The sequence below is a fragment of the uncultured Jatrophihabitans sp. genome, assembly GCF_964251945.1.
Classification (GTDB): Bacteria; Actinomycetota; Actinomycetes; order Mycobacteriales; family Jatrophihabitantaceae; genus Jatrophihabitans.
In genome coordinates, this window is the sequence record NZ_CAXULP010000001.1 from 804,238 (window position 1) to 830,809 (window position 26,572).

Annotated in this window: 25 protein-coding genes and 2 pseudogenes; 15 read left to right on the plus strand and 12 right to left on the minus strand. The window is 70.9% G+C overall.

What is annotated here, in order from left to right:
* Window positions 1–103: 103 nt before the first annotated feature.
* Together ACFFBG_RS03710 and ACFFBG_RS03715 are read right to left on the minus strand one after the other, a co-directional pair.
* Window positions 104–354 (minus strand): annotated as a pseudogene (locus ACFFBG_RS03710) (helix-turn-helix domain-containing protein); the annotation flags it as partial.
* Between the two features lie 83 nt (window positions 355–437).
* Complete coding sequence (locus tag ACFFBG_RS03715; protein WP_375475702.1) at window positions 438–1,649, minus strand: glycosyltransferase 87 family protein; 1,212 nt, start codon at window positions 1,647–1,649, stop codon at window positions 438–440.
* Window positions 1,650–1,795: 146 nt separating this feature from the next.
* Between ACFFBG_RS03715 and helR the strand changes: the two genes are divergently transcribed.
* The 8 genes and pseudogenes from helR (at window position 1,796) to ACFFBG_RS03755 (ending at window position 8,640) form a co-directional block, all read left to right on the plus strand.
* Window positions 1,796–3,943 carry an RNA polymerase recycling motor ATPase HelR gene (gene helR / locus ACFFBG_RS03720; RefSeq protein WP_375475704.1) on the plus strand — a complete coding sequence of 716 codons (2,148 nt, stop codon included), beginning with the start codon at window positions 1,796–1,798 and terminating at the stop codon, window positions 3,941–3,943.
* Between the two features lie 52 nt (window positions 3,944–3,995).
* Window positions 3,996–4,412, plus strand: a complete 417-nt coding sequence (locus ACFFBG_RS03725) for a VOC family protein (protein WP_375475706.1) — start codon at window positions 3,996–3,998, stop codon at window positions 4,410–4,412.
* Between the two features lie 29 nt (window positions 4,413–4,441).
* Window positions 4,442–4,720, plus strand: a complete 279-nt coding sequence (locus ACFFBG_RS03730; RefSeq protein ID WP_375475708.1) for a type II toxin-antitoxin system Phd/YefM family antitoxin — start codon at window positions 4,442–4,444, stop codon at window positions 4,718–4,720.
* Window positions 4,717–5,115 (plus strand): type II toxin-antitoxin system VapC family toxin, encoded by a 399-nt coding sequence (locus ACFFBG_RS03735; protein WP_375475710.1) that lies wholly within the window; start codon window positions 4,717–4,719, stop codon window positions 5,113–5,115. Before ACFFBG_RS03730 ends, ACFFBG_RS03735 begins: the two co-directional genes overlap by 4 nt.
* A 122-nt stretch (window positions 5,116–5,237) precedes the next feature.
* Window positions 5,238–6,443, plus strand: a complete 1,206-nt coding sequence (locus ACFFBG_RS03740; protein WP_375475712.1) for an MFS transporter — start codon at window positions 5,238–5,240, stop codon at window positions 6,441–6,443.
* Window positions 6,444–6,522: 79 nt separating this feature from the next.
* Window positions 6,523–7,037, plus strand: a pseudogene (locus tag ACFFBG_RS03745) (SDR family NAD(P)-dependent oxidoreductase); the annotation flags it as partial.
* A 29-nt stretch (window positions 7,038–7,066) separates the two neighbouring features.
* On the plus strand, window positions 7,067–7,618 hold the full coding sequence (locus ACFFBG_RS03750; protein WP_375475714.1) for an AAA family ATPase: 552 nt from the start codon (window positions 7,067–7,069) through the stop codon (window positions 7,616–7,618).
* Entirely contained in the window at window positions 7,615–8,640 is a 1,026-nt protein-coding gene (locus tag ACFFBG_RS03755; protein ID WP_375475716.1) for a glutathione S-transferase family protein, read from the plus strand. Before ACFFBG_RS03750 ends, ACFFBG_RS03755 begins: the two co-directional genes overlap by 4 nt.
* A gap of 31 nt (window positions 8,641–8,671) precedes the next feature.
* Here the strand turns inward: ACFFBG_RS03755 and ACFFBG_RS03760 are convergent, their stop codons facing one another.
* From ACFFBG_RS03760 to ACFFBG_RS03770, 3 genes are all read right to left on the minus strand, one after another.
* Window positions 8,672–10,066: a wax ester/triacylglycerol synthase family O-acyltransferase gene (locus tag ACFFBG_RS03760; protein WP_375475718.1), complete on the minus strand. Its 1,395-nt coding sequence runs from the start codon at window positions 10,064–10,066 to the stop codon at window positions 8,672–8,674.
* Window positions 10,067–10,136: 70 nt separating this feature from the next.
* The gene (locus ACFFBG_RS03765; protein WP_375475720.1) at window positions 10,137–11,075 is read right to left on the minus strand and encodes a cation diffusion facilitator family transporter; all 939 of its coding nucleotides are present in this window, start codon (window positions 11,073–11,075) and stop codon (window positions 10,137–10,139) included.
* 39 nt (window positions 11,076–11,114) lie between these two features.
* Window positions 11,115–12,548: a GuaB1 family IMP dehydrogenase-related protein gene (locus ACFFBG_RS03770; RefSeq protein ID WP_375475722.1), complete on the minus strand. Its 1,434-nt coding sequence runs from the start codon at window positions 12,546–12,548 to the stop codon at window positions 11,115–11,117.
* Between the two features lie 80 nt (window positions 12,549–12,628).
* On the opposite strand from ACFFBG_RS03770, the gene ACFFBG_RS03775 reads away from it, so the two are divergent.
* The gene (locus ACFFBG_RS03775; protein ID WP_375475724.1) at window positions 12,629–13,090 is read left to right on the plus strand and encodes a hypothetical protein; all 462 of its coding nucleotides are present in this window, start codon (window positions 12,629–12,631) and stop codon (window positions 13,088–13,090) included.
* Window positions 13,091–13,189: 99 nt separating this feature from the next.
* Entirely contained in the window at window positions 13,190–13,570 is a 381-nt protein-coding gene (locus ACFFBG_RS03780; RefSeq protein ID WP_375475726.1) for a DUF5999 family protein, read from the plus strand.
* Window positions 13,571–13,586: 16 nt separating this feature from the next.
* Here ACFFBG_RS03780 and ACFFBG_RS03785 read toward each other — a convergent pair whose 3' ends face one another.
* Complete coding sequence (locus ACFFBG_RS03785; protein ID WP_375475728.1) at window positions 13,587–15,221, minus strand: acyl-CoA dehydrogenase family protein; 1,635 nt, start codon at window positions 15,219–15,221, stop codon at window positions 13,587–13,589.
* A 52-nt stretch (window positions 15,222–15,273) separates the two neighbouring features.
* On the minus strand, window positions 15,274–15,723 hold the full coding sequence (locus ACFFBG_RS03790; RefSeq protein WP_375475730.1) for a hypothetical protein: 450 nt from the start codon (window positions 15,721–15,723) through the stop codon (window positions 15,274–15,276).
* Between ACFFBG_RS03790 and ACFFBG_RS03795 the strand changes: the two genes are divergently transcribed.
* Both ACFFBG_RS03795 and ACFFBG_RS03800 read left to right on the plus strand, forming a co-directional pair.
* Window positions 15,722–15,994, plus strand: a complete 273-nt coding sequence (locus ACFFBG_RS03795) for a DUF2277 domain-containing protein (protein WP_375475731.1) — start codon at window positions 15,722–15,724, stop codon at window positions 15,992–15,994. The genes ACFFBG_RS03790 and ACFFBG_RS03795 overlap by 2 nt on opposite strands.
* A gap of 9 nt (window positions 15,995–16,003) precedes the next feature.
* A complete protein-coding gene (locus ACFFBG_RS03800; protein ID WP_375475733.1) occupies window positions 16,004–17,245 on the plus strand; it encodes an alpha/beta hydrolase fold domain-containing protein in 1,242 nt (413 codons plus the stop codon).
* Window positions 17,246–17,257: 12 nt separating this feature from the next.
* Here the strand turns inward: ACFFBG_RS03800 and ACFFBG_RS03805 are convergent, their stop codons facing one another.
* Together ACFFBG_RS03805 and ACFFBG_RS03810 are read right to left on the minus strand one after the other, a co-directional pair.
* A complete protein-coding gene (locus tag ACFFBG_RS03805) occupies window positions 17,258–18,757 on the minus strand; it encodes a sensor histidine kinase (RefSeq protein ID WP_375475735.1) in 1,500 nt (499 codons plus the stop codon).
* Entirely contained in the window at window positions 18,754–19,422 is a 669-nt protein-coding gene (locus ACFFBG_RS03810) for a response regulator transcription factor (RefSeq protein ID WP_375475737.1), read from the minus strand. Before ACFFBG_RS03810 ends, ACFFBG_RS03805 begins: the two co-directional genes overlap by 4 nt.
* A 131-nt stretch (window positions 19,423–19,553) precedes the next feature.
* Here ACFFBG_RS03810 and ACFFBG_RS03815 point away from each other — a divergent pair, with 131 nt between their 5' ends.
* Window positions 19,554–20,327: a DUF5666 domain-containing protein gene (locus tag ACFFBG_RS03815; RefSeq protein WP_375475739.1), complete on the plus strand. Its 774-nt coding sequence runs from the start codon at window positions 19,554–19,556 to the stop codon at window positions 20,325–20,327.
* A gap of 51 nt (window positions 20,328–20,378) precedes the next feature.
* Here ACFFBG_RS03815 and dop read toward each other — a convergent pair whose 3' ends face one another.
* Window positions 20,379–21,914 carry a depupylase/deamidase Dop gene (gene dop / locus ACFFBG_RS03820; protein WP_375475741.1) on the minus strand — a complete coding sequence of 512 codons (1,536 nt, stop codon included), beginning with the start codon at window positions 21,912–21,914 and terminating at the stop codon, window positions 20,379–20,381.
* Window positions 21,915–22,201: 287 nt separating this feature from the next.
* Here dop and ACFFBG_RS03825 point away from each other — a divergent pair, with 287 nt between their 5' ends.
* The gene (locus ACFFBG_RS03825) at window positions 22,202–23,539 is read left to right on the plus strand and encodes a DUF222 domain-containing protein (protein ID WP_375475743.1); all 1,338 of its coding nucleotides are present in this window, start codon (window positions 22,202–22,204) and stop codon (window positions 23,537–23,539) included.
* Between the two features lie 35 nt (window positions 23,540–23,574).
* On the opposite strand, the gene ACFFBG_RS03830 is transcribed toward ACFFBG_RS03825, so the two are convergent.
* Both ACFFBG_RS03830 and arc read right to left on the minus strand, forming a co-directional pair.
* Window positions 23,575–24,327, minus strand: coding sequence for a sulfite exporter TauE/SafE family protein (locus ACFFBG_RS03830; protein ID WP_375475745.1), 753 nt, complete (start codon window positions 24,325–24,327; stop codon window positions 23,575–23,577).
* Window positions 24,328–24,360: 33 nt separating this feature from the next.
* On the minus strand, window positions 24,361–26,070 hold the full coding sequence (gene arc, locus ACFFBG_RS03835; RefSeq protein WP_375476253.1) for a proteasome ATPase: 1,710 nt from the start codon (window positions 26,068–26,070) through the stop codon (window positions 24,361–24,363).
* A gap of 208 nt (window positions 26,071–26,278) precedes the next feature.
* Between arc and ACFFBG_RS03840 the strand changes: the two genes are divergently transcribed.
* A complete protein-coding gene (locus ACFFBG_RS03840) occupies window positions 26,279–26,554 on the plus strand; it encodes a ferredoxin (protein WP_375475747.1) in 276 nt (91 codons plus the stop codon).
* Window positions 26,555–26,572 lie beyond the last annotated feature (18 nt).

A 26,572-nucleotide genomic window follows, 5' to 3' on the forward strand; every position in this document is an offset into this window, starting at 1 on the left:
ACCTGCGCGGTGGGGTGGTCGGCGCGCTGTCGAGGTCTGCACGCGCGTATGCGAGCAGACCTCGACAGCTGGTGGGCGGTCCCCAGGCGATCCGCCGGCACCCTCACGACGCCGTCTGCGGACGGTGGTCGACTCCGCTCGCCGTCGCGCCTCGTAGCCGGCGCAGCATCCTGGCGTCGGCGAAGCCGACTTCGCGCGCAGCGGCTCCCACGTCCACCCCTGACTTGCCAGGTGTGCCGCGCGTTCGACGCGCAGTTCCTGTTGGTACCGCAGCGGTGTCGTCCCTTTCGCGCGGAGGAACAGCCGGGTCAGGGTGCGCTCGCTGACGCCGGCGTCCCTAGCCAGTCTGCCCAAGGCTGTTCGGTCACCGCGAAGCTGACCTGAGGAAGAGTCAGCGTCGCCGCGCACACGAGGTACGTCGAGGGAACCTGCCCGGGTCAAGAAGTTGGCGACGCGCCGCGCGAGTCGTCTTGGATAACCGATTCTTTGAAGCCGCGGCGCTGTCGAATGCTGAAAGCTAACAGCCCGAATAGGCCGAGCGTGATAGCCAGGTACGCATAATTATTGATCGCCCGAGGAACGGAGTGTGCCGAGACCCACCCAGGCGGTACGAGATTGACGCCGATAAGGTACGTGGCGGTAGCAATCAGCCATGAGCGAACCGCCAACGTCGAGTCGGCCGCCCACCCGATCACGCCCGCGAAGCATGGTATGAACCAGGTCCAATGATGTGACCACGACACTGGCGACACGAGGCACCCGGTAAGGCCGACCAGCCCTAGGCTCAGCACCTCGTGGCCCAATAGTGACACCCGAGTGGCGAGCAGCAGGCCAGCTAGGCCGGCCAACGCCGCAAGCACAATCCACGCTTCCGTTGCGCCGGATTGCAGACTGCGCTGAGCAAGACCGTTCAACGAGTGGTTCTGCCCACGTCGGATGTCGCCGATGCCTCCACCGCTCAGGAGTTCCGAAGTCCAATAACGTAGCGAATTCTTGGGCGTGACCGCAAAGGTCGTCAGGGTCGCCACCGAGAACGCGCCGACGGCGTTCTTCGCCTGGTCACGCCGGCCCCGAATGAACAGGTAAAGGACGAAGATCGCCGGCGTCAATTTGACGGCCGTCGCAAGCCCGGTCAACATGCCGGCGTAACGAGCTGGCACTGCCCCGGTCAAGTCGAGCAAAATCAACGCGGCGAGAACAATGTTGATTTGCCCGTTCCACAAGTTGGTGCGCACCGGCTCGAAGGCGGCCATACCCAGAATGACAAGCGCGGCAGAACGAGAAGACAATCGACTCTCGCCCTTGCGCAACTGCACAGTCGATAACCGAAGAACAACGCCCAGACAGACCACCGAGACGCTCGTGACGATGGCAAACGCAAAGGACATGGGAATTCGGGACAGCGCGGAGAACAGCACCGCAGCGAAAGGCGGATAGGTGAAACCGTACTGTCGGATTCTGACTGATGTGCTGTAAAGCGAATCGCCACGCCAGGCGTGCTGCCCGCCCAACAAGTAGACGCGGAGATCGAGCGGGTAGTCCGAGGTCGGCAGATCACGGCAAACGAGAGCTATCACAGCGAGGAGCGCGGCGCACGCGACCAGGATGGCGACACGGTGATCGACCCGGAAGCTGAACCGTGAGGTCATCTGGGCACGATATCCGTCCAATGAGGTGCCAGCGGGCACCTCGTTCTCAGTAATACAGTCGTGAGTCTGGTGCGGGCGTGGTTCGTGCCGCGGAACGGCCGCTCGCGGCCACAATTCGTGCCGACCTCAGATGGGACCCCGATCACGTGCACCCGCTGTCTGCGAGCGCGTTCGAGCTGCCCGACCGGCTCGCTGCCAAGGCCGACCCGGCGCTGATTGCCGACGACGAGCAGCACTTCGCGGCCATCGCGGAGAGCCTCGGGCAGTCCATCGCCGAGCTTTCCGAGCGCCTCGACGTCGAGCGCAGGGCGCCGGGCGGCATCGGCCAGGAAGCGATGGACCGGGACATGCAGGTCCACCGGCTGACCGCCCGCTTGCGCGCGCTGCGCCGGTTCGGCCTGGACCTGTGCCTCGGCCGCATCGTCGGCGCAGACGACGCCGAGCCGGTGTACGTCGGACGGCTCGGCCTCACGGACGGCGATGGCCGTCGGCTGCTGGTCGACTGGCGCTCGCCCGCGGCCGAGCCGTTCTTCGCCGCCACCCACGCCAACCCGCTCGGTCTGGCAAGTCGGCGCCGGTACCGCTGGACACGCGGGCGGGTCAGTGATTACTGGGACGAGGTGTTCACCGCGGCCGGGTTGGCCGGGCATGCCGCACTCGACGACCAATCCGCCTTCATCGCGAGCCTGGGCGCCGACCGATCGAGCCGGATGCGCGACGTGCTCGGCACGATCCAGGCCGACCAGGACGCCATCATCCGGGCGGGATCCCGCGGCGCCCTCGTCGTCGACGGCGGCCCGGGCACCGGCAAGACGGTCGTCGCCCTGCACCGCTCCGCCTACTTGCTCTACGCCGACCCGCGCCTTCGCCACCGCCGCGGCGGGGTGCTGTTCGTCGGTCCGCACCAGCCCTACCTCGACTACGTCGCCGACGTCCTGCCCAGCCTCGGCGAGGACGGCGTGCGGACCTGCACGCTGCGCGACCTCGTCGCCGAGGGCGCCGCGGCAGCGGCGACCGAGCCCGAGCCGAACGTCGCGCGGCTGAAGTCGTCCGCAGACCTGGTGAAGGCGATCGAGACAGCGGTCGCGATCTATGAGGAGCCGCCTGCCAACGGAATGACAGTTAGCACTGAGTGGTCCGACATCTGGTTGAGCGCCGAAGATTGGGCCGAAGCCTTCGAAGCGCCCGAGGCCGGCACTCCGCACAACGAGGCGCGCGACCGCGTCCTGGATGAGCTGCTCGCGATCCTGGTGGACAAGCACAACGGCGCCCCGCCTGACCTCCTGCGCAAGTCGCTGCTGCAGAACAGAGAGCTGCGCGCGACCCTGAACCGCGCCTGGCCGCTGCTCGAAGCGGCCGACCTGGTCGCCGACCTGTGGTCGGTGCCCGCCTATCTGCGCAAGTGCGCTCCGTGGCTCAGCCGCGATGAGATCGTCGCGCTGCAGCGCACGGACGGCCAAGCCTGGACGGTGTCCGACCTGCCGCTGCTGGACGCGGCACGGCAGCGGCTCGGCGACCCGAAGGCGTCGCTGCGCGCGCATCAGCGCGCAGCGACCCTCGCGGTCGAGCGGGAAAAGATGTCGCTGGTCGTCGATGACATGGTCGCCGGCGACGACTCCGAGATGCTGGCGATGTCGATGCTGCGCGGCGAGGACACCCGGGACGCGCTCGTCGACGAGGCCGCGCTGCCGGCCGCCGATCCGGACCTGCTGGCCGGCCCGTTCGCGCACATCGTCGTGGACGAGGCGCAGGAGCTGACCGACGCCGAGTGGCAGATGCTGCTGCTGCGCTGCCCGTCCGGCAGCTTCACCATCGTCGGGGACCGCGCCCAGGCCAGGCGCGGGTTCCCGGAGTCCTGGCAGGAACGGCTGAAGCGGATAGGCCTCGACCGGATCAGCCTGGCGACCTTGCGGGTCAACTACCGCACGCCGGCAGTGATCATGGCCGAAGCCGAACCGATCATCCGCGCCGTGCTGCCGGACGCCAACGTGCCGACCTCGATCCGCACCGGCGGCGTGCCCGTCGTGCACGGACCTGCCGCCGAGCTGGGCTCGATCCTGGATGCCTGGCTCGCCGCGCATCCACAAGGAACCGCCTGTGTGATCGGCGACCCCAGCTTCGTCGCGACGCCGCGCGTGCGGTCGCTGACCCCTGAGCTGTCGAAGGGGCTCGAGTTCGACATGGTCGTCCTCATCGACCCGGCGTCGTTCGGCGCCGGGATGCAGGGAGCGGTCGACCGTTACGTCGCGATGACCCGCGCGACCCAACAGCTCGTCGTCCTCACCACCAGGTGAGCGAGACGGGCGAACGAGGAGGCAAGCGATCGCGGTAGGGAAGACTGCCGACGTGCCCGTCACCCCGCATGCCTATGCCCACGTCCGCCTCACCGTCACCGACATCGCGCGCTCGCGCGAGTTCTACGACCGGGTGTTCGGCCTGCCAGTCGCCTTCGAGATGCCCGCCGACGCGGACGACGCCACCAAGGAGAGACTGTGGTTCCTCTTCGGCGGTGTCGTCTATCGGCTCGGCGATTCGCTGCTCGGCCTGCGGCCGGTCGGCGAGGACGAGTTCACCGAGGACCGCACCGGTCTCGACCACGTCAGCTTCGCGGTCGGATCGACGGACGACCTGGACCGGGCTGTGGTGCTGCTGGACGAGCTGAACGTGCCGCACGCCGGCATCAAGGACCTCGGCGGCGCTTGCATCCTGGAGTTCCGCGACCCTGACAACATCGCCCTGGAGCTCTTCGCGCTCAAGGCGTAAGCGGGGAGCCATGTGCTACCATGTGCTACATGCAATCGGTCGGGGTCCGCGAGTTGCGGCAGAGCGCGAGCGAATTGCTCGAGCGCGTTCAAGCCGATGGCAACAGCATCGAGATCACCAACCACGGGCGACCCGTCGCCCAGCTGGTGCCGATCCAACGCCTGGCAAAATCGTCGCGGGCGCAACTGATCGACTCAGGCGTGCTTCGACCCGGTCGCGGTGACGTCCTCGACATCACGCCCGTCGTCGCGCCACCAGGCACGCCGTCCTCGGCCGAGCTGATCGCCGCAGACCGAGACGATCAGTGAGCCTCTACCTCGACACGTCGGCGCTCGCCAAGCTCGTGGTGGCGGAAGACGAGAGCGAGGCCCTTCGCGAGTGGCTCGCAGCGCGACCGGACAGTCCACGCATCACCAACGTTGTCGGGGTGGTGGAACTGCATCGCTTTGCTGCCCGGGTCAGCCAGGCGGCCGTTGGCGCGGCGGTCCAGGTGTCGAACCGCATCGACAAGCTGGAGCTCACGCCGGCTTCCCTCGCTCGCGCCGCCATGCTTCCGCCACCGGCAGCCCCGACTCTTGACGCGATGCATATCGCGTCGGCGTCCGAGCTGACTGATCTCGAGGCACTCGTGACCTACGACGTCCGGATGATCTCCGCGGCGACCGGCTACGGCCTGCCGGTGGCCAGCCCCGGGCAGCGCTAATAGCGCCGTAGCGCGGACAACTTTGTAGGTGCAGCGCGTGCGCCCAGGTCAGTCGGCGGGAGCTGCGCAAGCTCGTGGCCGCCCGAGCGGACCGGAGTGCGAGCCGCTCGTATTCTCGGCGGGTGAGCGCGAGCGTCGAGATCCGCCCTCGGCGCATACAGGTCGCGGTCGCCGCGATCTTCGTCTCGCACGGCTTGCTGTTCGCGTCCTGGACGGCGCACGTCGCGCAGGTGAAGGCCCGGCTCGGCATCGGCGACGGGACGCTCGGCGTCGCGCTGCTTGGCGCGCCGATCGGGTTGGTCAGCGCGATCGGCGTCGCCGGATGGGCAGTGCCGCGCTTCGGCAGCAGATCGTTGGTGCAGGTCGCACTACTCGGCTACTGCCTGTCCGGCCCGCTGGTCGGGCTCGCCGATTCTGTGCCGACGCTGTTCGCGGCGCTGCTCGTATGGGGCGCATTCATGGGCCTGCTCGACATCGCGATGAACTCGCAGGCGATCACCGTCGAGCGGTCGACCGGCCGGGCGCTGATGAACGGTTTGCACGGCGGCTGGAGTATCGGCGCATTCGCCGGCGCCGGCCTCGGCACCCTGGGCGTGGCCGTCGGGTTGTCGCTCACAATCCAGCTGGCCGTCCTCGGCGTGCTCCTGCTGCTTGGCGTCGGCTGGCTCACCGTCCCGCTGCTCGGCGACCGGGACGGCCCGCGCGGCGCGCCGGCATCGGCAGGCGGCGCCGCCGGCCGGCAGCCGATCGACCGGCCCGACCGCACCGGCCGACGGCTGTCGGCCACCGCGCTGCTATTGGGGGCCATCGCGTTCTCGTCGATGTTGTGCGAGGGCGCGGCGGCGGACTGGGCGTCGGTCTACCTGCGCGACTCCCTCGGCAGCGCCGCGGTCGTCGCCGGGCTCGGCTACACGTCCTTCGCATTGGCGATGGTGACGGTGCGACTGCTGGGCAATCGGCTGCTCGGGCGCTTTCGTGCCGGGCTGCTGCTTCCAACACTCGCCACGACCGCGGCGGTCGGCTTCGCCCTCGCGCTGGCCATCGGGGTCGCGCCGGCGGCGATCGTCGGATTCTTCCTGCTCGGCGCGGGCCTCGGCACGGTGGCGCCCACGGCGTACAGCGCCGCCGGCCGGCTGCCCAATCTGCCTCCTGGCGTCGGGGTCGCGGTGGTGTCCGGTCTGGGCTGGGCTGGATTCGCGCTCGGTCCGCCGCTCATCGGCCAACTGGCCGACGCGTTCTCGCTGCCTGCGGCGCTGGTCGCGGTGCCGGTGCTGCTCGCGGTTATCGCCATCGGGACGTCGCGCGTCCGGGCGCTCGAGGGGCCGTGACGATTGCTATTCCCGTGCGCCAGGTGCGCCAGGTGCGCCAGGCGCGACATGTCGCACCGTGACCGGTGGCGTCGGCCGGCTGCTGCCGCTGCAGCTCGACGTCACCGACCGCGCCGCCGACTTCGCCGCGGTCGAGCAGGCGCACCAGCACTTCGGCCGGCTCAGCATCGTCGTGAACAACGCCGGCTACGGCGCCTTCCCGCTCGTCGGCGCGTATCACGCGTCCAAGTGGGCGCTCGAAGGCCTGAGCCAGAGCCTCGCGCAGGAGGTCGCCGATTCGGCGTCAAGGTCACGCTGATCGAGCCGGGCGGGTTCTCCACCGACTGGGGCGGCTCGTCGGCGCGGCACTCGGCCGAGCTGGACGCCTATGCGGACTACCGGACGAAGGTTCAGGAGCAGCGGAAAGCCCGCATGGCCTCGCCGGTCGACCCGCAGGCCAGCGCCGTAGCCGTGCTGCGGATCGTCGACGCCGACAACCCGCCGCTCCGCGCGTTCTTCGGCGCCGGACCGCTGGGGATCGCGGAGAAGGATTACGAGTCGCGGCTCGCGTCGTGGCGCGAGTGGCAGGACGTCGCGGAGCTCGCCCAGGGCTGAGGCGGCCTGACTCGGCTACCGTGCTGCGGATGCCGCGCTTGATCGTGCTCAACGGCATGCCGGCAGTCGGCAAGACGACCCTGGCCCGCCGCTACGCCGCCGATCATCGGCTGACGCTCGTGCTCGATCTCGACAGCATCCGCCGGCTGCTCGGCGGGTGGCGCGACGACCCGACGCAGGCGGGGCTGGTCGCGCGTGAGCTGTCTGTGCCGCTGGCCGGCGCGCACCTGCGTGCCGGCCGGGACGTCGTCGTGCCGCAGTACCTCGCCCGCCCGGAGTTCCTCGGCCAGCTCGAGGCCGTCGGCAGCGAGGCCGGCGCGGACTACGCCGAGTTCGTGCTCACCGACGACCGGGACACGTTGTTCCGCCGGTTCGCCGAGCGCACCGCGGCGGCGGCCGAGCCTGCGCACGTCGAGGCCGGCGAGCAGATCGCCCAGCTCGGCGGCGAGCCGGTGCTCGGCGCGATGTACGACCGGCTGCTGCAGCTGATCAACACTCGTCCCCACGCCCAGGTGTTGCACTGCCCCGAAGGCGCCGCGGACGACGTGTACGCACAGCTGTTGGGCAGACTCGACGAGTGAGCACCAACAGCAGATCCGACACCAAAGACCTCGGCGCGGACGGCAGCTTCGAGCGCGACCAGAACTACTTGACGACCCGCATCACCGCCGACGGCCGCGACGGGTACCCGGTCGAGGCCGGTCGCTACCGGCTCGTCGTCGCCCGCGCCTGCCCCTGGGCGAATCGCGCGATCATCGTCCGGCGGCTGCTCGGCCTCGAGCCGGTGCTGTCGATGGGCGTCTGCGGGCCGACGCATGATGAGCGCAGCTGGACCTTCGACCTCGATCCCGGCGGCCGCGATCCGGTGCTCGGCATCGAGCGGCTGCAGGAGGCCTACTTCGCCCGCGTCCCGGACTACCCGCGCGGCATCACCGTGCCGGCGTTCGTCGACATCCCCACCGGCCAGGTCGTCACCAACGACTACCGGCAGATGACGCTGGACATGTCGCTCGAGTGGCGCCAGTTCCACCGGCCTGGCGCGCCCGAGCTCTACCCGGACAAGCACCGGGACGAGATCGACGAGGTCGCCGAGGCGGTGTTCCAGGACGTCAACAACGGCGTCTACCGGTGCGGGTTCGCGAGCAGCCAGCGGGCCTACGACCGCGCGTACACTGCGTTGTTCGCCCGGCTCGACTGGTTGGCCGAGCGGCTGGCCACGCAGCGCTACCTCGTCGGCGACACGATCACCGAGGCGGACGTCCGGCTGTTCACCACGCTGGCGCGCTTCGACGCCGTTTACCACGGCCATTTCAAGTGCAACCGGCAGAAACTGAGTGAGCTGCCGGTGCTCTGGGCCTACGCGCGCGACCTGTTCCAGACGCCCGGGTTCGGCGACACGACTGACTTCGTGCAGATCAAGCAGCACTACTACCTGGTGCACACCAACCTCAACCCGTCCGGCATCGTGCCGGCCGGACCGGACCTGTCCGGGTGGCGCGCGCCGCACGGCCGCGAGCAGCTCGGCGGCCGCCCCTTCGGCGACGGCACGCCGCCGGGGCCGGTGGCCGCGGGCGAAGCGGTGGCCGCCGGACACGGAGCGTAAACGCCGCGGTCTAGACATCACCTCGAGACAGTCAGACGCCGACGGCCTTCTCGAGCGCGTTCAACTCCTCGTCGAGGAAGCCGAGCATCCGCTGCAGGTGCGGCACGCTGCGCCGGCAGCCGGTGAGCCCGAACCCGATGGCGTCCGAATAACTGACGCAGGTGATGTTCAGCGCCTGGCCGTCAAGCGGAATGGACAGCGGATAAACGCTCTCCAGCTGCGCGCCGTTCCAGAACATCGGCCGCTGCGGCCCGGGGACGTTCGAGATGATGACGTTGAAGGGCGGGCGCATCGTCCCCACCAGCCCAAGTGCCGGCCACACCGCGAGCGGGCTCATGGCAAGCGCGCTCATCATCAGGATCTGCAGCGGCGTCATGGAGCGCAGCGCCGACTTGCCCTCGTCCATCGAGCGGTGCACGGTCTCCAGCCGCTCCCCCGCGTCGGCCTTGTCGGTGCCGAGGTTGCACATGACCGCCCCCACCGCGTTGCCGCCGCCGTCGCCCGACGCCGACCCCTCGCCGTGCAACGACACCGGCACCATCGCGATCAGCGAGGTCTCCGGCAGCGCGTCCAGGCTGAGCAGGTAGTCGCGCAGAGCGCCGGAGCACATCGCGAGCACGACGTCGTTGACCGTGCCGTCCGCAGCCTTGCTCACCGCCCGGATGCGTTCAATCGGCCAGGACTGCGCGGCGAAGCGCCGGGCCCCGGTGATCGGCACGTTGAACATTGAGTTGGGAGCGGAGAAGGCCAACGAGCCGCCGCGGTCGCCGAGCGCCCGCACCAGCGAGCGGCCGAGCGCCGGGCCCATGCCGACGGCGTCCCCGGCCGCGGACAGCAGCTGCTGCGCCGGGCTGCGGGACTCGTGGCCGCCGCTCTCGCGCTTCGCCGGCGGGCGGGGCGCCCAGGGCGGCGGCATGCCGCGCTCGCGGGCGTCCGGGCTCAACATCCGGCCGAGCATCCGCAGCGCGGACACGCCGTCCATCATCGAGTGGTGCACCTTGCTGTAGATCGCGTAGCGGCCGTCCTGCAGGCCTTCGATCAGGTGCATCTCCCAGAGCGGCCGGCGCCGGTCGAGCAGCGTCGAGTGCAGCCGAGAGACCAGTGCCAGCAGCTCGAGCACCCGCCCGGGCTGCGGCAGGGCGCTGCGCCGGACGTGGTGCTCGAGGTCGAAATCCTTGTCGTTCTCCCAGCCCCATTGGCCGAGCGTGGTGAGCGAACGCCGCGGTCGCTTGGTGAACACCGGCGCCGCCGCGGTCTCCGGTCGCGCGAGGTCGTCAGCGATCGCCTGTTCCAACAGGGCCCGCACGTCGAGCGCATTGGCGCCGTCCGGCGGGGTGTACAGCTGCAGGCTGCCGACGTGCATCGGGTAATCGCGCGTCTCGGCGAGCAGGAACATCGAGTTCGCAGGCGACATCGGCAGCAACATGGACCGATTCTGGCCTGTGTCGGAGGGTTTGCCCAGACTGCAGGTACCGGGAGTATCGGTTTTTCTCGCGTCAGCGGCGCGGCGCGGGCGCGGTGTGGACGACGCCGTGGGCATCGGCGCAGTTGTCCGCGTCGTGCCGGCGGTCTTCGGCGTGATCGACCTGCAGGGTGACGTGGCTGATGCCGTAACGCTCGGCCAGCAACCCGCGTAGCCGTGCGGCGACCGCATGGCAGTCGTTCGCGCGGTTGACGAGCACGTGCGCGGAGAGCGCAGTGTCCCGGGAGCCGAGCACCCACACGTGCAGGTCGTGCACCTGGGCGACGCCGGCGGTCGAGGCAAGCTCGGCGCCCAGCTCCGCCGGGTCGATCTCAGCCGGCGCCGCTTCGAGGAAGACCCGGTTGGCGTCGCGCACGAGCCGCAGGCCCGTCCAGGTCATCAGCGCGGCCACGACGAGCGACGCGATCGGGTCGGCGCGCTGCCAACCGGTGCCGGCGATGACCAGGCCGGCGACAAGCGTCGCCGCGAACGCCCAGACGTCGGTGAGCAGGTGCGCCAACACGCCGCGCACATTGAGGCTGCCGCGGTCCGCCCGCCCGGCCAGCGCGGTCGCGGCGAGGTTCACCGCCACGCCGACGACCGCGACCAGCGCGACGACGCCCCCGTGCACCGCCGACGGGTCGACGAGCCGGCGGACGCCCTCGATCGCGAACCACACCGCGAGCAGCACGAGCGTGATGCCGTTGGCCTGGCCGGACAGCGCGTCGACCCGGGCGAACCCGTAGGTGAAGGCGCCGCGAGCCGGCCGTTGCGCCAAGCGAGAGGCGATAACTGCGAGTAACAGAGCGGCTGCGTCGGTCAGCATGTGGCCGGCGTCGGCCAGCAGCGCGAGCGAACCGGCCAGCAATCCGATGACGACCTCGGCGACCATGAACACGACCACCAGCCCGAAGGCGGCCAGCAGCCACCGCCGATCGGCGCCGGCGGCGGGATGCTGGTGTTGCGAGCCCACCCCTCCACTGTCCCACTCCACCCCGCGGGGACGGCAGGCTCACCAGCCGAAGTGCAGCGGCCGTCCCTCCGCGTAGCCGGCCGCGCTCTGCACGCCGATCACCGCGCGCTCGTGCAGCTGAGCCAGCGACGCGGCGCCGGCGTATGTGCACGCCGAGCGCACGCCCGCCGTGATGCTGTCCAGCAGATCCTCGACGCCCGGGCGCACCGGGTCGACGAACTGCCGGCCGCTGGAGATGCCTTCTTCGAACAGGCCCTTCCGGGCGCGTTCGAGCGCGCCCTCGCCGCTGGTCCGATTCGCGACCGCCCGGGCCGACGCCATGCCGAAGCTGTCCTTGTACGCACGCCCGTCGGCCGACAGGTGCAGGTCGCCAGGCGACTCGTGGGTGCCGGCGAACCACGAGCCGATCATCACCGCGGACGCGCCGGCGGCGAGCGCCAGCGCGACGTCGCGCGGGTGCCGCACTCCCCCGTCGGCCCAGACGTGCTTGCCGAGCGCCGCGGCGGCCTCGGCGCATTCCACCACCGCGGAGAACTGCGGGCGGCCGACGCCGGTCATCATCCGAGTGGTGCACATCGCGCCGGGCCCGACCCCGACCTTGACGATGTCCGCGCCGGCGGCGATGAGGTCGCGGACGCCCGCGGCGGACACCACATTGCCGGCGACGACGGGCACGTGCGGGGCGAGCGCCCGCACAGCTTCGAGCGCGTCGGTCATCCGCTGCTGGTGGCCGTGCGCGGTGTCGAGCACCACCAGGTCGACGCCGGCGTCCAGCAGATCGGCCACCTTCGCCTTGACGTCGCCGTTGACGCCGACGGCCGCGGCGACTCGCAGCTGCCCGGCCTCGTCCACGGCAGGGCGGTAGATGGTCGAGCGCAGCGCGCCGACCCGGGTGATCAGCCCGACCAGCCGGCCGTTCGCGTCGATCACCGGCGCGAGCTTGCGGCGCCGCTCGTCCAGCTCACGGAACGCCGCCACCGGGTCGAGCGGCGCGCGCAGCGTCACCGGATCGGGGGTCATCACCGCGTGCAGCTGCGTGAAGCGGTCGGCGCCCGCACAGTCGGTCTCGGTCACGACGCCCACCGGCCGGCCGTCCTCGACGACCACCAGCGCGCCGTGCGCGCGCTTCGGCAGCAGGGCGAGGGCGTCGCTGACGGTGCTGCGCGGCGAGAGCGTGAGCGCCGTCTCGATCACCGGGTGCCGGGCTTTCACCCACTGGACGACCTCGCGAACCACGGGCGTCGGGATGTCCTGCGGCAGCACGGTCAACCCGCCGCGGCGAGCGACGGTCTCGGCCATCCGGCGGCCCGCGACGGCGGTCATGTTGGCGACGACCACCGGAATGGTCGCGCCGCTGCCGTCTTCGGTTGCGAGGTCGACGTCGAATCGCGACGCGACCTCCGAGCGCGCCGGGATCATGAAGACGTCGTCGTAGGTGAGCTCGAACGACGGCGCAGGGTTGGCGAAGCGCACGAGATCAGCAGCGTACGGCAATCGCGCGGACCGCTGCGGTCGGCGTTCGCACGCAGGCGCCGGCCCGTACGTTGGGCCCGGTGCTGGCGGTCTTCGACATCGACGGTGTGGTGGCCGACGTCCGGCATCGGCTGCACCACCTCGACCGCGGCAACTGGCGACGGTTCTTCGCAGCCGCCGACCGGGACGCGCTGCTGCCCGAGGGCGCGCGGCTGGTCGCCGATCTGGGCGCCGGCGCAGACGTGGTCTGGCTGACCGGCCGGCCGGAATCGCTGCGCGAAGTCACCGCCACCTGGCTGGCCCGGCACGAGCTGCCGGCCGCCGAGCTGCACATGCGCCCGGCTGGCGACTACCGGCCGGCTCGGATTTACAAGCTCGGGGTGTTGCGCACGCTCGCCCCGCGAGGCGTCGCCGCAGTCGTCGACGACGACGACGAGGTCGTGCGGGCCGCGCTGGCAGCGGGGTTTCCCGCCGTGCTCGCTGACTGGGTGCCACGAGCCGGGGCCCTGCGGCGCGCGCAGGACCGCCAAGGACGCACCTGACGCACTTCGCCAGACGAAGCGGGACGAACCGGGACGAGCGAAGTGGCAGAGGTCACAGGCTGATAACTTTTTACTTTGCCCTCACGGAAAGGTGCCCGGATGCCGACGGTAGGGGTACACCATGAAAGGCGGGCGAGGGCGCTGGACATCCCAGGAATTTCAAGGACACTAGACACCGCTCAGACCGAAAACGATTACAGGACCGCCATGATGAACACTTCCGCACTGGTGACCGGCTCTGCTGCCGGGTCCAACTCCATTGACCGCCGTTGCTCCCACTTCCCCGCGTGCCCGACCGCCGAGGCGATCGACCGCGACGCGGCGCACGTGATCTCAGCGCACCCAGAACAGGGCTGGAGCCTGCTGTGCAACGGCGTGGTCGTCTTCGAGGACTTCGGCGAGCTGCTGCCGAACGGTCAATGCGTCGACGCCCGGCGCGCCGAACTGCTGATGGCCTCACCGCACCGCATCGCCAGCTAGCTCGCAGCTACTCGCGTCAGCTCACTCGGGCCCGCTCGAGGATCGTCGCGGTGTCGACTCCGACCGGCAGCGTCCCGTAGGCGAGTCCGCGGTCTCCGCCGAGTCTGGTCGCCACAAACGCGTCGGCGACTGCGGGCGACCCGCGGCGCAACAGCAGCGACGCCTGCAGCAGCTGGGCCATCTGCTCGGCCACCCGTCGGGCGCGGTAGTGCGCCTGCTCGGGGTCAGCGAGCTCCTTGCGCAGCATGGCCAGCGCGTCGTCGTATCGGCTGTCGGCGCCGGCTGCGGCGTCGAGCTCGGCGAAGAACGCCTCCGCGGCCTCCGGTTCGCGGGTCAGGGCGCGCAGGGCGTCCAGCGCCGCAACGTTTCCCGAGCCCTCCCAGATCGACACTAGCGGCGCCTCGCGGTAGAGCCGCGGCATCCCGGATTCCTCGACGTAGCCGTTGCCGCCCAGACACTCCAGCGCCTCGCCGGTGTGGCCGGCCAGTCGCTTGCACAGCCAGTACTTGGTGACGGCGAGCGCCACCCGGCGAAACGCCTTCTCCTGCACGTCGCCGCGGACCGCGCGGTCGACCGCGCCCGCGATCCGCAGCACCACCGCCGTCGCCGCCTCGGACTCGAGGGCCAAGTCGGCCAGCACGTTGGCCATCGCCGGCTGGTCGATCAACGCCCTGCCGAAGGCGAACCGGTGCATCGCGTGGTGCACCGCGTGGGCGGTCGCCAGGCGCATCCCGGCGGCGGCCATCAGCGCGCAGTCCAGGCGCGTCATGTTCACCATCTCGATGATCGTGGCGACGCCGCGGCCCTCCTCCCCGACCAGCCACGCCACCGCGCCGTCGTACTCGACCTCGGCCGACGCGTTCGACTTGTTGCCCAGCTTGTCCTTCAGCCGCTGCAGGAAGAAGGCGTTGCGCGCGCCGTCTGGCAGCACCCGCGGCAGCAAGAAGCAAGACAGCCCGCCAGGGGCCTGCGCGAGGGTCAGGAACAGGTCGGACATCGGCGCCGAGGTGAACCACTTGTGCCCGGTGAGCCGGTAGCCGCCGTCGCCTGCCGCCCGATCCGGCATCGCGACCGTGGTGTTCGCCCGGACGTCGGAGCCGCCCTGCTTCTCGGTCATCGACATGCCCGCGATCAGCCCGCGCTTGCCGAGCGGCGCGCGCAGCCCGAAGTCGTAGTCGCCGCTCGTGAGCAGCTGCTCGTACTGCGCAGCCAGCTCAGGCGCCGTGCGCAGCGCCGGCACCGCTGCGTAGGTCATCGAAATCGGGCACAGGTGGCCGGCGTCGGCGACGCCCCAGGCGATCACCTTCGCCGCCCGGGCGACGTGCGCGCCGGGCCGCGGGTCAGCCCAGGGGGCGCCGTGCAGGCCGTGCTCGACCGCGACGCGCATGAGGTCGTGATATTGCGGCAGGTAGTCGACTTCGTCCACCCGGTTGCCATAGCGGTCGTGCGTGCGCAGCACCGGCGGATGGTCGTTGGCGAGCCGGCCGGCCTCCTGCCACCGCTCGCTGTTGCCGAGCAGCGCGAGCTCGCGCACCCCGGCCTCGGCGTCGCTCGCGCCCTCGAGGCGTAACCCCTCGAACAGCGCGGGAGACGTGCTGATGTCGTGGCCGAGGATCGGCGGAACCTGGTTGCGGACGTCATGCGTGGCCATACTCGGACTTCCCATCGCTCGGTGCGCGAACAGCTCAGCCGCTCAGGCCGGCTCAGCCGCTCAGGGCGGCTCGGGCGCCGCACTGGGCGCACTCGTACGCCTCGCCCTGGGCGGCCATCTCGCCGTGCGCTGTGCACGTCGGCTGGCCGTCCGCGCTGAGCACGACGTTACCCAGGCCGACGTCCCACCCGCCGGCGACATCGCGCAGCACCCGCGCCTGCGGGCCGGTGCTGCGGGCCGCGGCGAACGCGAGCACGGCGTCGACTGTCGCGCGGAACTGCGGGGAATCGAGCCGCCAGCCCGCCGGGAGGCTGGCTTCGGCCACCCGGACCACGCCATCGACGACCTCAGCGGTGGCGGTCTGCTCGCTGCTGTCTGGCCGGGTGAAGGTCAGGGCAAATCGATTTTCGCCGGGCAGCGCCTCGATGCGGTTCAGAACTGCCTCCACCCGCCACAGCATGCCGTATCGGTCGGTCTGCGGCCGTGGCAAGCTTGCCGGCATGTGCCGAAACATCCGCACCCTGCACAACTTCGAGCCACCCGCGACCGGCGACGAGGTGCACGCCGCGGCGTTGCAGTACGTCCGGAAAGTCAGCGGTGCGGCTCGGCCGTCCGCGGCGAACCAGGCGGCGTTCGACGCGGCCGTCGACGAGGTCGCCCACGCCACCCGGCACCTGCTCGAGCGGCTCGTGACGAGTGCGCCGGCCAAGGACCGCGATGCGGAAGCAACGAAGGCGCGCGCCCGCGCGGCCAAGCGCTACGCCTCGGCCTGACGGACGTCGGTGGTCGACCGTTACCTGGCCCGCGAGCTGACCCAGCTCGCCCTCGCGGGCAACGCGCTTCGCCCACTGCCCGGCGGCCCGGTCATGTTCCCCGCGTTCGTCAGCGGCTGGCTGACCTCCGAGCTGGCCGCGCACCTCGCCGCCGTGACCGCGCTGGACACCGCGGCGCACGTCGCGCAACACGGTGTGCGCGGGCGGGCTAACGCTCTCGGCGTGGCGGTCGCGGCGGCCAACCTGGCCGCCTACGCCGCGCTGATCGCCGGCGGCCGCAAGGCGGACGGCGTCGTCGAGGCGGCCTTGGTCGAGGCGCTCGGTCCCGACTACCGAGAGGCGCTCCAACGCGATCCGCTGCCGACGGACGACACGGTGCCCTGGACGGCGCTGGCGCTGCCGTTCCGGGTGGCCGACGCGAACGTCATCGTGACTCGCGGCGTCGCCTACGCCGAAGGCGGCCGGCGCTTCCAGCTCAACGTGTACCAGCGCCGAGACCGGCCTACCAACGCCCCGGTGTTGCTGCAGGCCCACGGCGGCGCGTGGGTAGCCGGACGCAAGGACACCCAGGGCGTGCCGCTGATGCTGCACCTGGCCGCGCGCGGCTGGGTGTGCGTCGCCCCGAACTACCCGCTTTCACCGAAGGCGCGCTGGCCGGCACATCTGGTGGCGCTGAAGCGGGCGCTGGCCTGGGTGCGTCAGCACGGCGCCGAGTACGGCGCGGACCCGTCGTTCGTCGCGGCGACCGGCGGCTCGGCCGGCGGCCACCTCGCCGCGATGCTCGCGCTGACGTCCGACGACCCGTCCCTGCAGCCGGGCTTCGAGGACGCCGACACCTCGGTGCAGGCCTGCGTGCCGCACTACGGCGTCTACGACTTCACCGCCGAGTCCGGCGCGGCCGCCGCCCAGCGTCGGCTGGCCGGCCTGCTCGAGCCGTGGGTGATGAGCCGGGACGCCCGCTATCCCGACGATTACCGAGCCGCCTCGCCGCTGTACCGGGTCGGCCCGCAGGCGCCGCCGTTCTTCGTGGTGCACGGCGCCGCCGACAGCCTGGTGCCGGTGGCCGAGGCCCGGCTGTTCGCCGAGCGGCTGCGCGCCCAGTCGCGGCATCCGGTGGCGTATGCCGAGGTGCTTGGCGCGCAGCACGCGTTCGACATCTTCCCGTCGGTGCGCAGCGCCGGAGTCGTGCGTGGCGTGGCCCGGTTCCTCGAGTGGTGCCATGCGACCCGGCACGAACTGGCGCCCGGCTGATCGCTCGCCACGTCATGCGACGAGCGTCGGCGCCGGGTTGGCCCGGTCACCGCGCTCGACCGCGAGCAGTCGATCGGCGGCGCCCTCCAGCGGGTCGCCGGCAGGCAGCCGCAACCGGAACGTCGCGCCGCTGTCTGGCTGCGCCGGCAGGCACAGCACGTCCCCGCCGTGCGCGCGGGCCAACGCCCGCGCGATCGGCAGGCCGAGGCCGAACCCGCCGCCATCGCGGGCACGTGCGGCGTCGACGCGAACGAGCCGCTGGAAGATCCGCTCGCGGTCCGCGTCGGCGACGCCGGGCCCGTCATCGGCGACGTCAACCTCCACGACGGCGGAAGAGACGCGCACGTGCACCTCGATCCGGCCGCTCGGGCCCGCCGCGGTCAGCGCGTTGGCGAGCAGGTTGGCGAGCACCTGGCCGAGCCGGCCGGCGTCACCCCACACCACCGCGGGGCCGTCGGCGCTGACGGCGACCGTCAGCTGCGGGGCCAGCAGCCGCACCCGGCCGGCTTCCTCGCGAGCCAGCGCGACCAGGTCGACCGGCCTGACACCGGCTTGGTCCAGCGCCATGCTCAGGTCCAGCCGGGTCATCGTCAGTAGATCCTCGACCAGCCGCGCCGCCCGGCGAGTCTCGCGGATCAGCGTCACATACGCGCGTTCGCGCCCGACCGGGTCCAGTTCGTCGCGCAGCAGGGACTCCGCGGTCGCCTGCAGCCCAGCGATCGGGGTCCGCAACTCGTGCGAGACGTCGTCCAGGAAGGCCCGCTGGCGCTGCTCGGCGCGCGACGCCGTCGCCAATGCCGACTCGAGCTCGTCGAGCATGGCGTTGAACGCGGTGCCGACGCGGCCCAGCTCGGTGCGCGGGCCGGCGAGCTGCAGCCGCTGCCCGCGGTGCCCGCCGGCGATTCGACGCGCGAGCGCGCTCATCGCGTCCAGCGGGCGCAACGCCGTGCCGATGACCTTGGCGAGAACGAGCGCCGCGAGCAACAGCGCGACGGCCCCGGCGGCCGCCTCGAGCGCCACGAGCCGGCGCACGGTCGCGCTGACCGAGGTGCGGTCGACGGAGAGCGTCAAGGTGGCCCTGCTCGCCGGCAGGATCGTCCGCACATAGAGCACCGGCCCGTCCACTCGCAGCTGGCTGGCGGCGGCTGCGCGCCGGGCGGCGGCCTTGGCCGGCGCGGGCGGGCGGCCGCCCCCGGGTCCGGCCGGACCGCCCGCCGCCCCGCGCGGCGGCGGCGAGGTGTCGGCCTGCACGCAATCGCCGTCGTCGCACAGCTGGGCGGAGACCCCAGCGCCGCGCAGCCTGTCGACCAGCTGCTGGGCCGGCAGCGCGCCGTCCAGTTGCTCGGCGAGCGCAACCCGGTCGGTGAGCCGGGCGCGCAGGTCGGAGTCGAGTCGGCTGGACAGCGCGAGGTCGACGACGACGAACAACGCGACCAGCAGTGCCACCAGCACCGCGAGGACGGCGCCGAGAACCCGGCCGCGCAGCGAGGCGCGCCGGCGCAACGCGGTCACGCCCGCAACACGTAACCCAGCCCGCGTGCGGTGTGGATCAGTCGCGCCCCGTGCTGTTCGGTCTTGCGGCGAAGCGCGCTGACATGCACCTCGACGAGGTTCGGGTCGTAGTCGTCGTAGCCCCAGACCTGGGTGAGGATCTGCGTCTTCGACAGCGTGCGACCGCGGTTGGCGGCCAGGTATCCGAGCAGGCGCCATTCGGTCGCGGTCAGGTCGAGGCGGACGCCGGCGCGGGTGGCGACCGTCGCGGTCTCGTCGAGCACGAGGTCGGCGACCTGGACGGTCGTCGGCACCCGGCCGAGCCGGCGCAGCGCGGCGTGCGATCGGGCGAGCAGTTCGGCCATCGCGAATGGCTTGACGACGTAGTCGTCGGCGCCCGCCTCGAAACCGTCGAGCCGGTGCGCCAACTGATCGCGGGCAGTCACGAAGACGATCGCCGCGTCGGCGCGCTGCCGTGCTGCGCGAGCCGCGGCAAGGCCGTCGCGTCCGGGCAGCATCACGTCGAGCACGATGAGATCGGGCCGGAATCCGTCGACCTGCTCCTCGATCTGGTTGGCGTCCGGTCGCGCGCACACCTCGTGGCCGGCTGCCCGGAAAGCCGCGGCCACGGCGTCGCGGATCGGTTGCTCGTCCTCGATCAGCAGGACGCGTGGCGACGGGGTCATCGGTTGATCGTTACGCGTCGGGCTGAAGCGTTTCTGAAGAAGACGTGCCGGACCCCTCGCTTCAGCGGCGCTTCAGAGCGGCAGTCAACAGTCGGCATCGACCAGCTCGGACCGATCGACAGGAGTCCTCAATGACTTTCCGCACCCGCCGCGCCGCGCTCACCGTCGCCGGCACCGTGATCACCGCCGGAGCGGCGGCCGGCGCCGTCGCAGCGGCGTCCGCCGACACCCCGTCCGGCTCGCCCAAGGCCCCGTCAGCCTCGGCGAGCGGGCAGCCCCGCCCGCCGGCGGCGCCGGGCCACCGTCCGGCGGCGCCGGGCCACCGTCCGGCGGCGCCGGGCCACCGTCCGGCCGCGCTGGGCGCGAACGACGCCGACGGCTTGCTGAGCAAGGTGTCCGCATCGTCGCTGACCTTGACGACTGTGCTCGGCAAATCCTCGACGTATGTCCGGACGAGCAGCACCACCGTCCATGCCGGGCCGAACGGGTCGGCGACGCTCCGGGTCGGCGAGCACGTCGTCGTCCGCGGCACGCGCACCTCCGGGACGCTGCGCGCGGTGTCGGTGGACGTGCGAGCCGCCCACATCGGCGGCGGCGTTGTCGGCGTCAGCGGAAATACGATGACGGTCCGCGACCTGGACGGATTCACTCATGTGGTCTCTATCTCGAGTTCCGCGAAGATCACGCACAATGGCAAGACGGCCACTCTCAGTGCTATCACGGTTGGCCGATGGATTGACGCGGACGGTCAGGCCGCCGGCGACGGCGTGACCCTGCAGGCAACGCACGTCACCGTGCGGGACTCCGTGCCGCTGCCGCGAGCAGGCGGACCGGCCGCCGGACCCGCGGGCCAACCTGCTGGCCCGCCCGCGGGCAAAGCACCACAGCCAAAGCCGAAGCGTTAGCGGGCCGCGTTAGCGGGGGGCGTTCAGCGGGCCGCGTTCAGCGGGGGGCGTTCAGCGGGCCGCGTTCAGCGCCTCGATGAGCTCGGCGGCAGTCGAGCACCGGTCGAGCAGCTCACCCACATGCGCCTTCGTGCCGCGCAGCGGCTCGAGCATCGGCACCCGCACCAGCGAGTCGCGGCCGACGTCGAAGATCACCGAGTCCCAGGACGCCGCCGCGACCGACGGCCCGTAACGGCGCAGGCACTCGCCGCGGAAGTACGCGCGGGTGTCGGCGGGCGGCGTCGCCACTGCCGACTGCGCCGCGTCGGGCGGCAGCAGCGTCTGCATCGCGCCGCGGGAGACTAGCCGGTTGTACAGGCCCTTCTCCGGACGGACGTCGCTGTACTGCAGGTCGACGAGCTGCAGCCGTGGGGAGTTCCAGTCCAGGCCGTCGCGCTCGCGGTAGCCCTCGAGCAGGCGCAGCTTCGCGACCCAGTCGAGCTCGGTCGCGAGCCCGAACCTGTCGCTGGCCAACCGCGCGAGCGTGGACTCCCATCGTTTCAGGACGTCGGCGGTCTGCTCGTCCACGTCGGCGCCGAGCCGGTCGTCGACGTGCTTGCGCGCCCGGTCGAGGTACTCGCCCTGCAGGTCGAGGGCGGTGATCGTGCGGCCGTCGGCCAGCGTGATCGCGTGCTGCAACGACGGATCGTGCGAGACGTCGTGCAGCTCGCGGACCGGATGCGCGATCACCAGGTCGTCGGCGAGCACGTTGTCCTCGATCATCTCGAGCACGAGCGCGGTGGTGCCAACCTTGAGATACGTCGAGATCTCGGACATGTTCGCGTCGCCGATGATCACGTGCAGACGGCGGTATCGGTCGGCGTCGGCGTGCGGCTCGTCGCGGGTGTTGACGATCGGCCGCTTCAGCGTCGTCTCCAGCCCGACCTCGACCTCGAAGAAGTCGGCGCGCTGCGAGATCTGGAAACCCGCGCCGCGCCCGTCCTGTCCGATGCCGACCCGCCCCGCGCCGCAGACGACCTGCCGGGTGACGAAGAACGGCACCAGGTGCCGGACTAGCGAGGCGAACGGCGTCTCACGCCGGCACAGGTAGTTCTCGTGCGCGCCGTAGGACGCGCCCTTGTTGTCGGTGTTGTTCTTGTACAGGTTGATCGTCGCGGCGACCCCCGGCATGGTCGGCAGCCGGCGGACGGCGTCGAGCATCACCAGCTCGCCGGCCTTGTCCCAGCGCACCGCGTCGAGGGGGTTGGTGACCTCGGGGCTGGAGTACTCCGGGTGCGCGTGATCGACGTACAACCGGGCGCCGTTCGGCAGGATGACGTTGGCCATCCCGGCGTCCTCTTCGGCCTCGATGAACTCCTGCGCGATCGCGCCGCCGGCGCCCGAGCCGCCGAGATCGAAGCCGCGCGCGTCGCGCAGCGGCGACTCCTCTTCGAAGTCCCAGCTGGCGCGTCGGGCGCGGCCGGCCGGCAACGTGCTCGCGTAGGCGTTCACGACCTGCGCCGACAACAGCATCGCGTTCGCCGACGGCTGGCCGGGCATGCTGACGCCGTACTCGACCTCGGTGCCCATCACACGTCTGACCGTCACGAGGTCAGGCTACGCGGGGTGCCCGGACGACCGGCTGACGACGAATGCCGCTACGAGACGGGGCGGTGGTCGACGACCAGATACTCGCACTCGTCGTAACCGCGGCGAACCGAGGAGCACTGCGTCGTGGGTCGCCATTGCGAGCGGTTCTCCGAGCGAAGAATTCGACGCGGAAAGCACCCATTACTGTCAGACCTGCTTCCTAAACTTGCCCTATGTCGACCGGCGATCGTGATATTGCGAACGTGGATCCGGCGAGCCTTTCGCAGGACGAACGACTGACATTGTTGAGCGATGTCGAACGCGCGCTCGCGCAATTGCACGCGGCCAAGGTTCGGGTGCTGCACGCGCTTGCCGGCGAACCAGGAATTGCGCCGGCGCCGGTTTTGGACAAGCAGTGGATTCGGGAGGAGATCGCCTGCCTTCTGCGTGTCCCGGCTATGAATGTGGCGGCTCAGTTCGCGACGGCGGCCGAATTGGTCGATCGGTTGCCGTCCACGCTGCGCGCGCTCGCCGACGGGCAGCTGACGCTGCGGCACGCGGAGCGGCTGGCGGACGCAGTCGCGCCATTGCCCGACGATGCGGCTGCGAAGGTCGAAGAGACGGTCTTGCCGAAGGCGGCCAGTCAATCCACGACGCAATTCGCGGCGTCGGTGCGGCGCGCGGTCGCCCGGCTCGACCCTCGCTCGGTGGCGCAGCAGCGCGCGCACGGGATGGCGCAGCGGCGCGTCGTGTTCACGCCCCAGGACAATGCGATGACCGAGCTCTGGGCCGATCTGCCCAGCGAGCAGGCCGCGGCGATGCGGTCGCGAGTGTGCGAACTCGCCAAGCAGTGGGTGCTGATGGACGCTGCCAACGGCATCGTGCGCACAGCCGACCAACGACGTGTAGACGCCCTGATGGCACTCGTCCTCGACACCGGGTACTCCGGCCTCGCGCACGTGGTGATGCCGGAAGCCGACACCGACACCGACACCGACACGACCGCGGGCGCTGCCGGCGAGGCCGCTGAAACCACAAGTGCCAGCGCGGGCGCCGGAACAGGCTGCCGCTGCGGGGGTGTCGGCCCGGGCGCCGGCAGCCGACCGCTGGTGCGCATCACCGTCGCGTTGTCCACGTTGCTCGGCCTCGACGAGCAGCCGGCCGATCTCGACGGCGCCAGCCCGATCCCCGCCGAGGTCGCCCGTCGACTTGCCGACGACCCGACCGGGGTGTGGCGCCGCCTGGTCACCGACTCGTGCGGCGCCGTCATCGACGCCGCCAACACCTACCGACCACCAGCACGAATGGCCGGCACAGTGCGCGCGAACTGGCGCACCTGCTGCTTCCCCGGCTGCCGCAGACCCGCACCCACCTGCGAACTCGACCACATCCAAGCCCGGACCGACGGCGGCCCAACCAGCGTCGCCAACCTCCAACCCCTCTGCGCCAGACACCACCATTGCAAACATGACGCCAACTGGCAGGTTCGGCGGCTGCCGGACGGCACAACCCGATGGACCAGCCCACGCGGACGCGTCTTCGACCGACCGCCCGACGACCCCCTACCCCGGGACACGACCATGGCGCCGCGGCTCACACTCCGTCCGACGGACCTGGCAGCGGCACCGATGACAGCGGCCTGACAGCTCGCTGCGCCGACCCTTTGGGCACGCAGAGTTCAGGCGAGCAGCTTCACGATCGCCAGCACGCCGACGACGACAATCACCGCCCGCAGCACGGCCGGCGGCAACCGCCGGCCGATCAGCGCGCCCAGGAGGCCGCCGAGCACCGACCCGCCCGCCACTAAGCCGGCGGCGGCCCAGTCGATCGACGTCGTCGCGACGAACACCAGCGCGGCGACCAGGTTCACCAGGCCGGCGAGGACGTTCTTGAGTCCGTTCTGCCGCTGCAGCGTGTCGCGCAGGAAGACGCCGAGGAAGCCCATCAGCAGCACGCCCTGGGCGGCGCCGAAGTAACCGCCGTACACGCCGGTGCCGAGGGTCGCCACCCACAACGGCTTCGTCGCCCGCTCGGACGTCTCGCGGCCGCGCGTTGCCAGCCAGGCGGTCAGCCGCCGCCCGAAGACCACCAGCAACAGCGCCAGCACGATGAGCACCGGCACGATCGCCTTGAACGCGCCCGGCGGGAGGGTCAGCAGCAGCACCGCGCCGACGACCGCGCCCAGCACCGACGCGGCGCCCAGGGTGATCACGCGGCTGCGCTGCCCTGCGAGTTCGCGGCGGTAGCCGTACGCGCCGACGAACGAGCCGGGGAACAGCCCGACCGCGTTCGTGACGTTGGCCGACACCGGCGGCAGCCCGACGGCCAGCAGCACCGGGAACGTGACGAGAGTGCCCGACCCGACGACCGTGTTGATCGCGCCCGCCCACACACCGGCGACGAGCACCAGCACGCCGTCCCAGAACGTCACCGAGCCACTGTGCCCGACAGCGGCGAGGCGGGTTTACAGATACTGGCCGGTGTTGCCGACGTTGTCGATCGAGCGGCCGGCGTCCGAGCCCTTGCCGCCGGAGACGAGCGTGCGGATGTAGACGATCCGCTCGCCCTTCTTGCCGGAGATCCGCGCCCAGTCGTCGGGGTTGGTGGTGTTCGGCAGGTCCTCGTTCTCGCGGAACTCGTCGACGCAGGCGGCCAGCAGATGCTGCATCCGCAGGCCGCGCTCGCCGGTGGTGAGCAGATCCTTGATCGCCATCTTCTTCCCGCGGTCGACGATGTTCTGGATCATCGCGCCGGAGTTGAAGTCCTTGAAGTACAGGGTCTCCTTGTCGCCGTTGGCGTAGGTGACCTCGAGGAAGCGGTTCTCCTCGCTCTCGGAGTACATCCGCTCGACGGTGTGCTCGATCATGCCGGTGACGGTGGCCTCCGGGTCGCCACCGTGCTCCTTGAGGTCCTCGTCGTGGATCGGCAGCCCAGGCAGAATGTACTTGCCGAAGATGTCCGCCGCGGCCTGCGCGTCCGGCCGCTCGATCTTGATCTTCACGTCCAGCCGGCCGGGCCGCAGGATGGCCGGGTCGATCATGTCCTCGCGGTTGGACGCGCCGATGACGATGACGTTCTCGAGGCCCTCGACGCCGTCGATCTCGCTGAGCAGCTGCGGGACGATGGTGTTCTCGACGTCGGAGGACACGCCGGAGCCGCGGGTGCGGAAGATCGAGTCCATCTCGTCGAAGAAGACGATGACCGGCGTGCCCTGACTGGCTTTCTCCCGCGCGCGCTGGAACACCAGCCGGATGTGCCGCTCGGTCTCGCCGACGTACTTGTTCAGCAGCTCCGGGCCCTTGATGTTCAGGAAGAAGGCAGTGGCCCGCTCGTCCCCGCCGTGCACCCGCTGGACCTGCTTGGCGAGGGAGTTCGCGACCGCCTTGGCGATCAGCGTCTTGCCGCAGCCGGGCGGCCCGTACAGCAGGATGCCCTTCGGGGGCCGCAGCTGGTGCTCGCGGAACAGGTCGGCGTGCAGGAACGGCAGCTCGACGGCGTCCCTGATCGCCTCGATCTGCGAGCTGAGGCCGCCGATGTCGGTGTAGTCGATGTCCGGAACCTCTTCGAGGATCAGCTCCTCGACCTCGCTCTTCGGGATCCGCTCGTAGGCGTAGGAGGAGCGGGTCTCCAGCAGCAGCGAGTCGCCCGCGCGCGGCGGCTTGTCGCGCAGGATGTCGGCGAGGAAGACGACGCGTTCCTCGTCGGTGTGGCCGACCACGAGCGCGCGGTCGCCGCCCTCGAGGATCTCCTTCAGCATCACGATCTCGCCGGCGCGCTCGAAGCCGCGGGCGGCGACGACGTTCATCGCCTCGTTGAGCATGACCTCTTGACCGTGCCGCAGCTCGCCGACCTCGACCTCGGGCGAGACGGCCACGCGCAGCTTGCGACCGGTGGTGAAGATGTCGACCGTGCCATCCTCGAACGCCTCGAGGAACACGCCGTAACCGCTGGGCGGCTGGGCGAGGCGGTCGATCTCCTCTTTCAGCTGCACCATCTGGTCGCGCGCCTCGCGCAGCGTCGCGGCGAGGCGCTCGTTGCGGTCGCTGAGCGACGCGATGCGCGCCTGCGACTCGGTGAGGCGGTCCTCGAGCAGCCGCATGTGGCGGGGGGATTCCGACGCCTTGGCGCGCAGCAGCTCGACTTCCTGCTCGAGAAAAGCGCTGCGCCGACGCAGGTCGGCGTCACCCTGTCCGCGCTGACTGTCTTGCCTGTCCGACGGCTCGTGCGCCACTGCGGCCACCTCCCGACTACGCGCTTCCCATAAGTCGCGCGAAGTGTTCGCGAAATCCCACCCTACACACGACGAGGCGCCGCAGCGCGGAACTACTCTCGATGGTGACCGAACCGATGTCGGGCCACATTTCGTCAGGAGTTTCCGCCCTATGAGCGAGGCGTTACGCGTGTGGATCGACCAGGAGCTCTGCACCGGCGACGGGCTGTGCGTGCAGTACGCCCCTGAGGTGTTCGAGTTCGACGTCGACGGCCTCGCCTACGTCAAGGACGACCGCGGCGACCTGCTCGCAGCGCCGGGCGCCCGGGCAGACGTCCCCGCATCGCTGCGGCTGGATGTCATCTCCTCGGCGAAGGAGTGCCCGGGCGACTGCATCCACGTGATCCGGGAGACCGACGAGGTCGAGGTCGCCGGCCCCGACGCCTGACCGCCCGCTGGGTCAGGT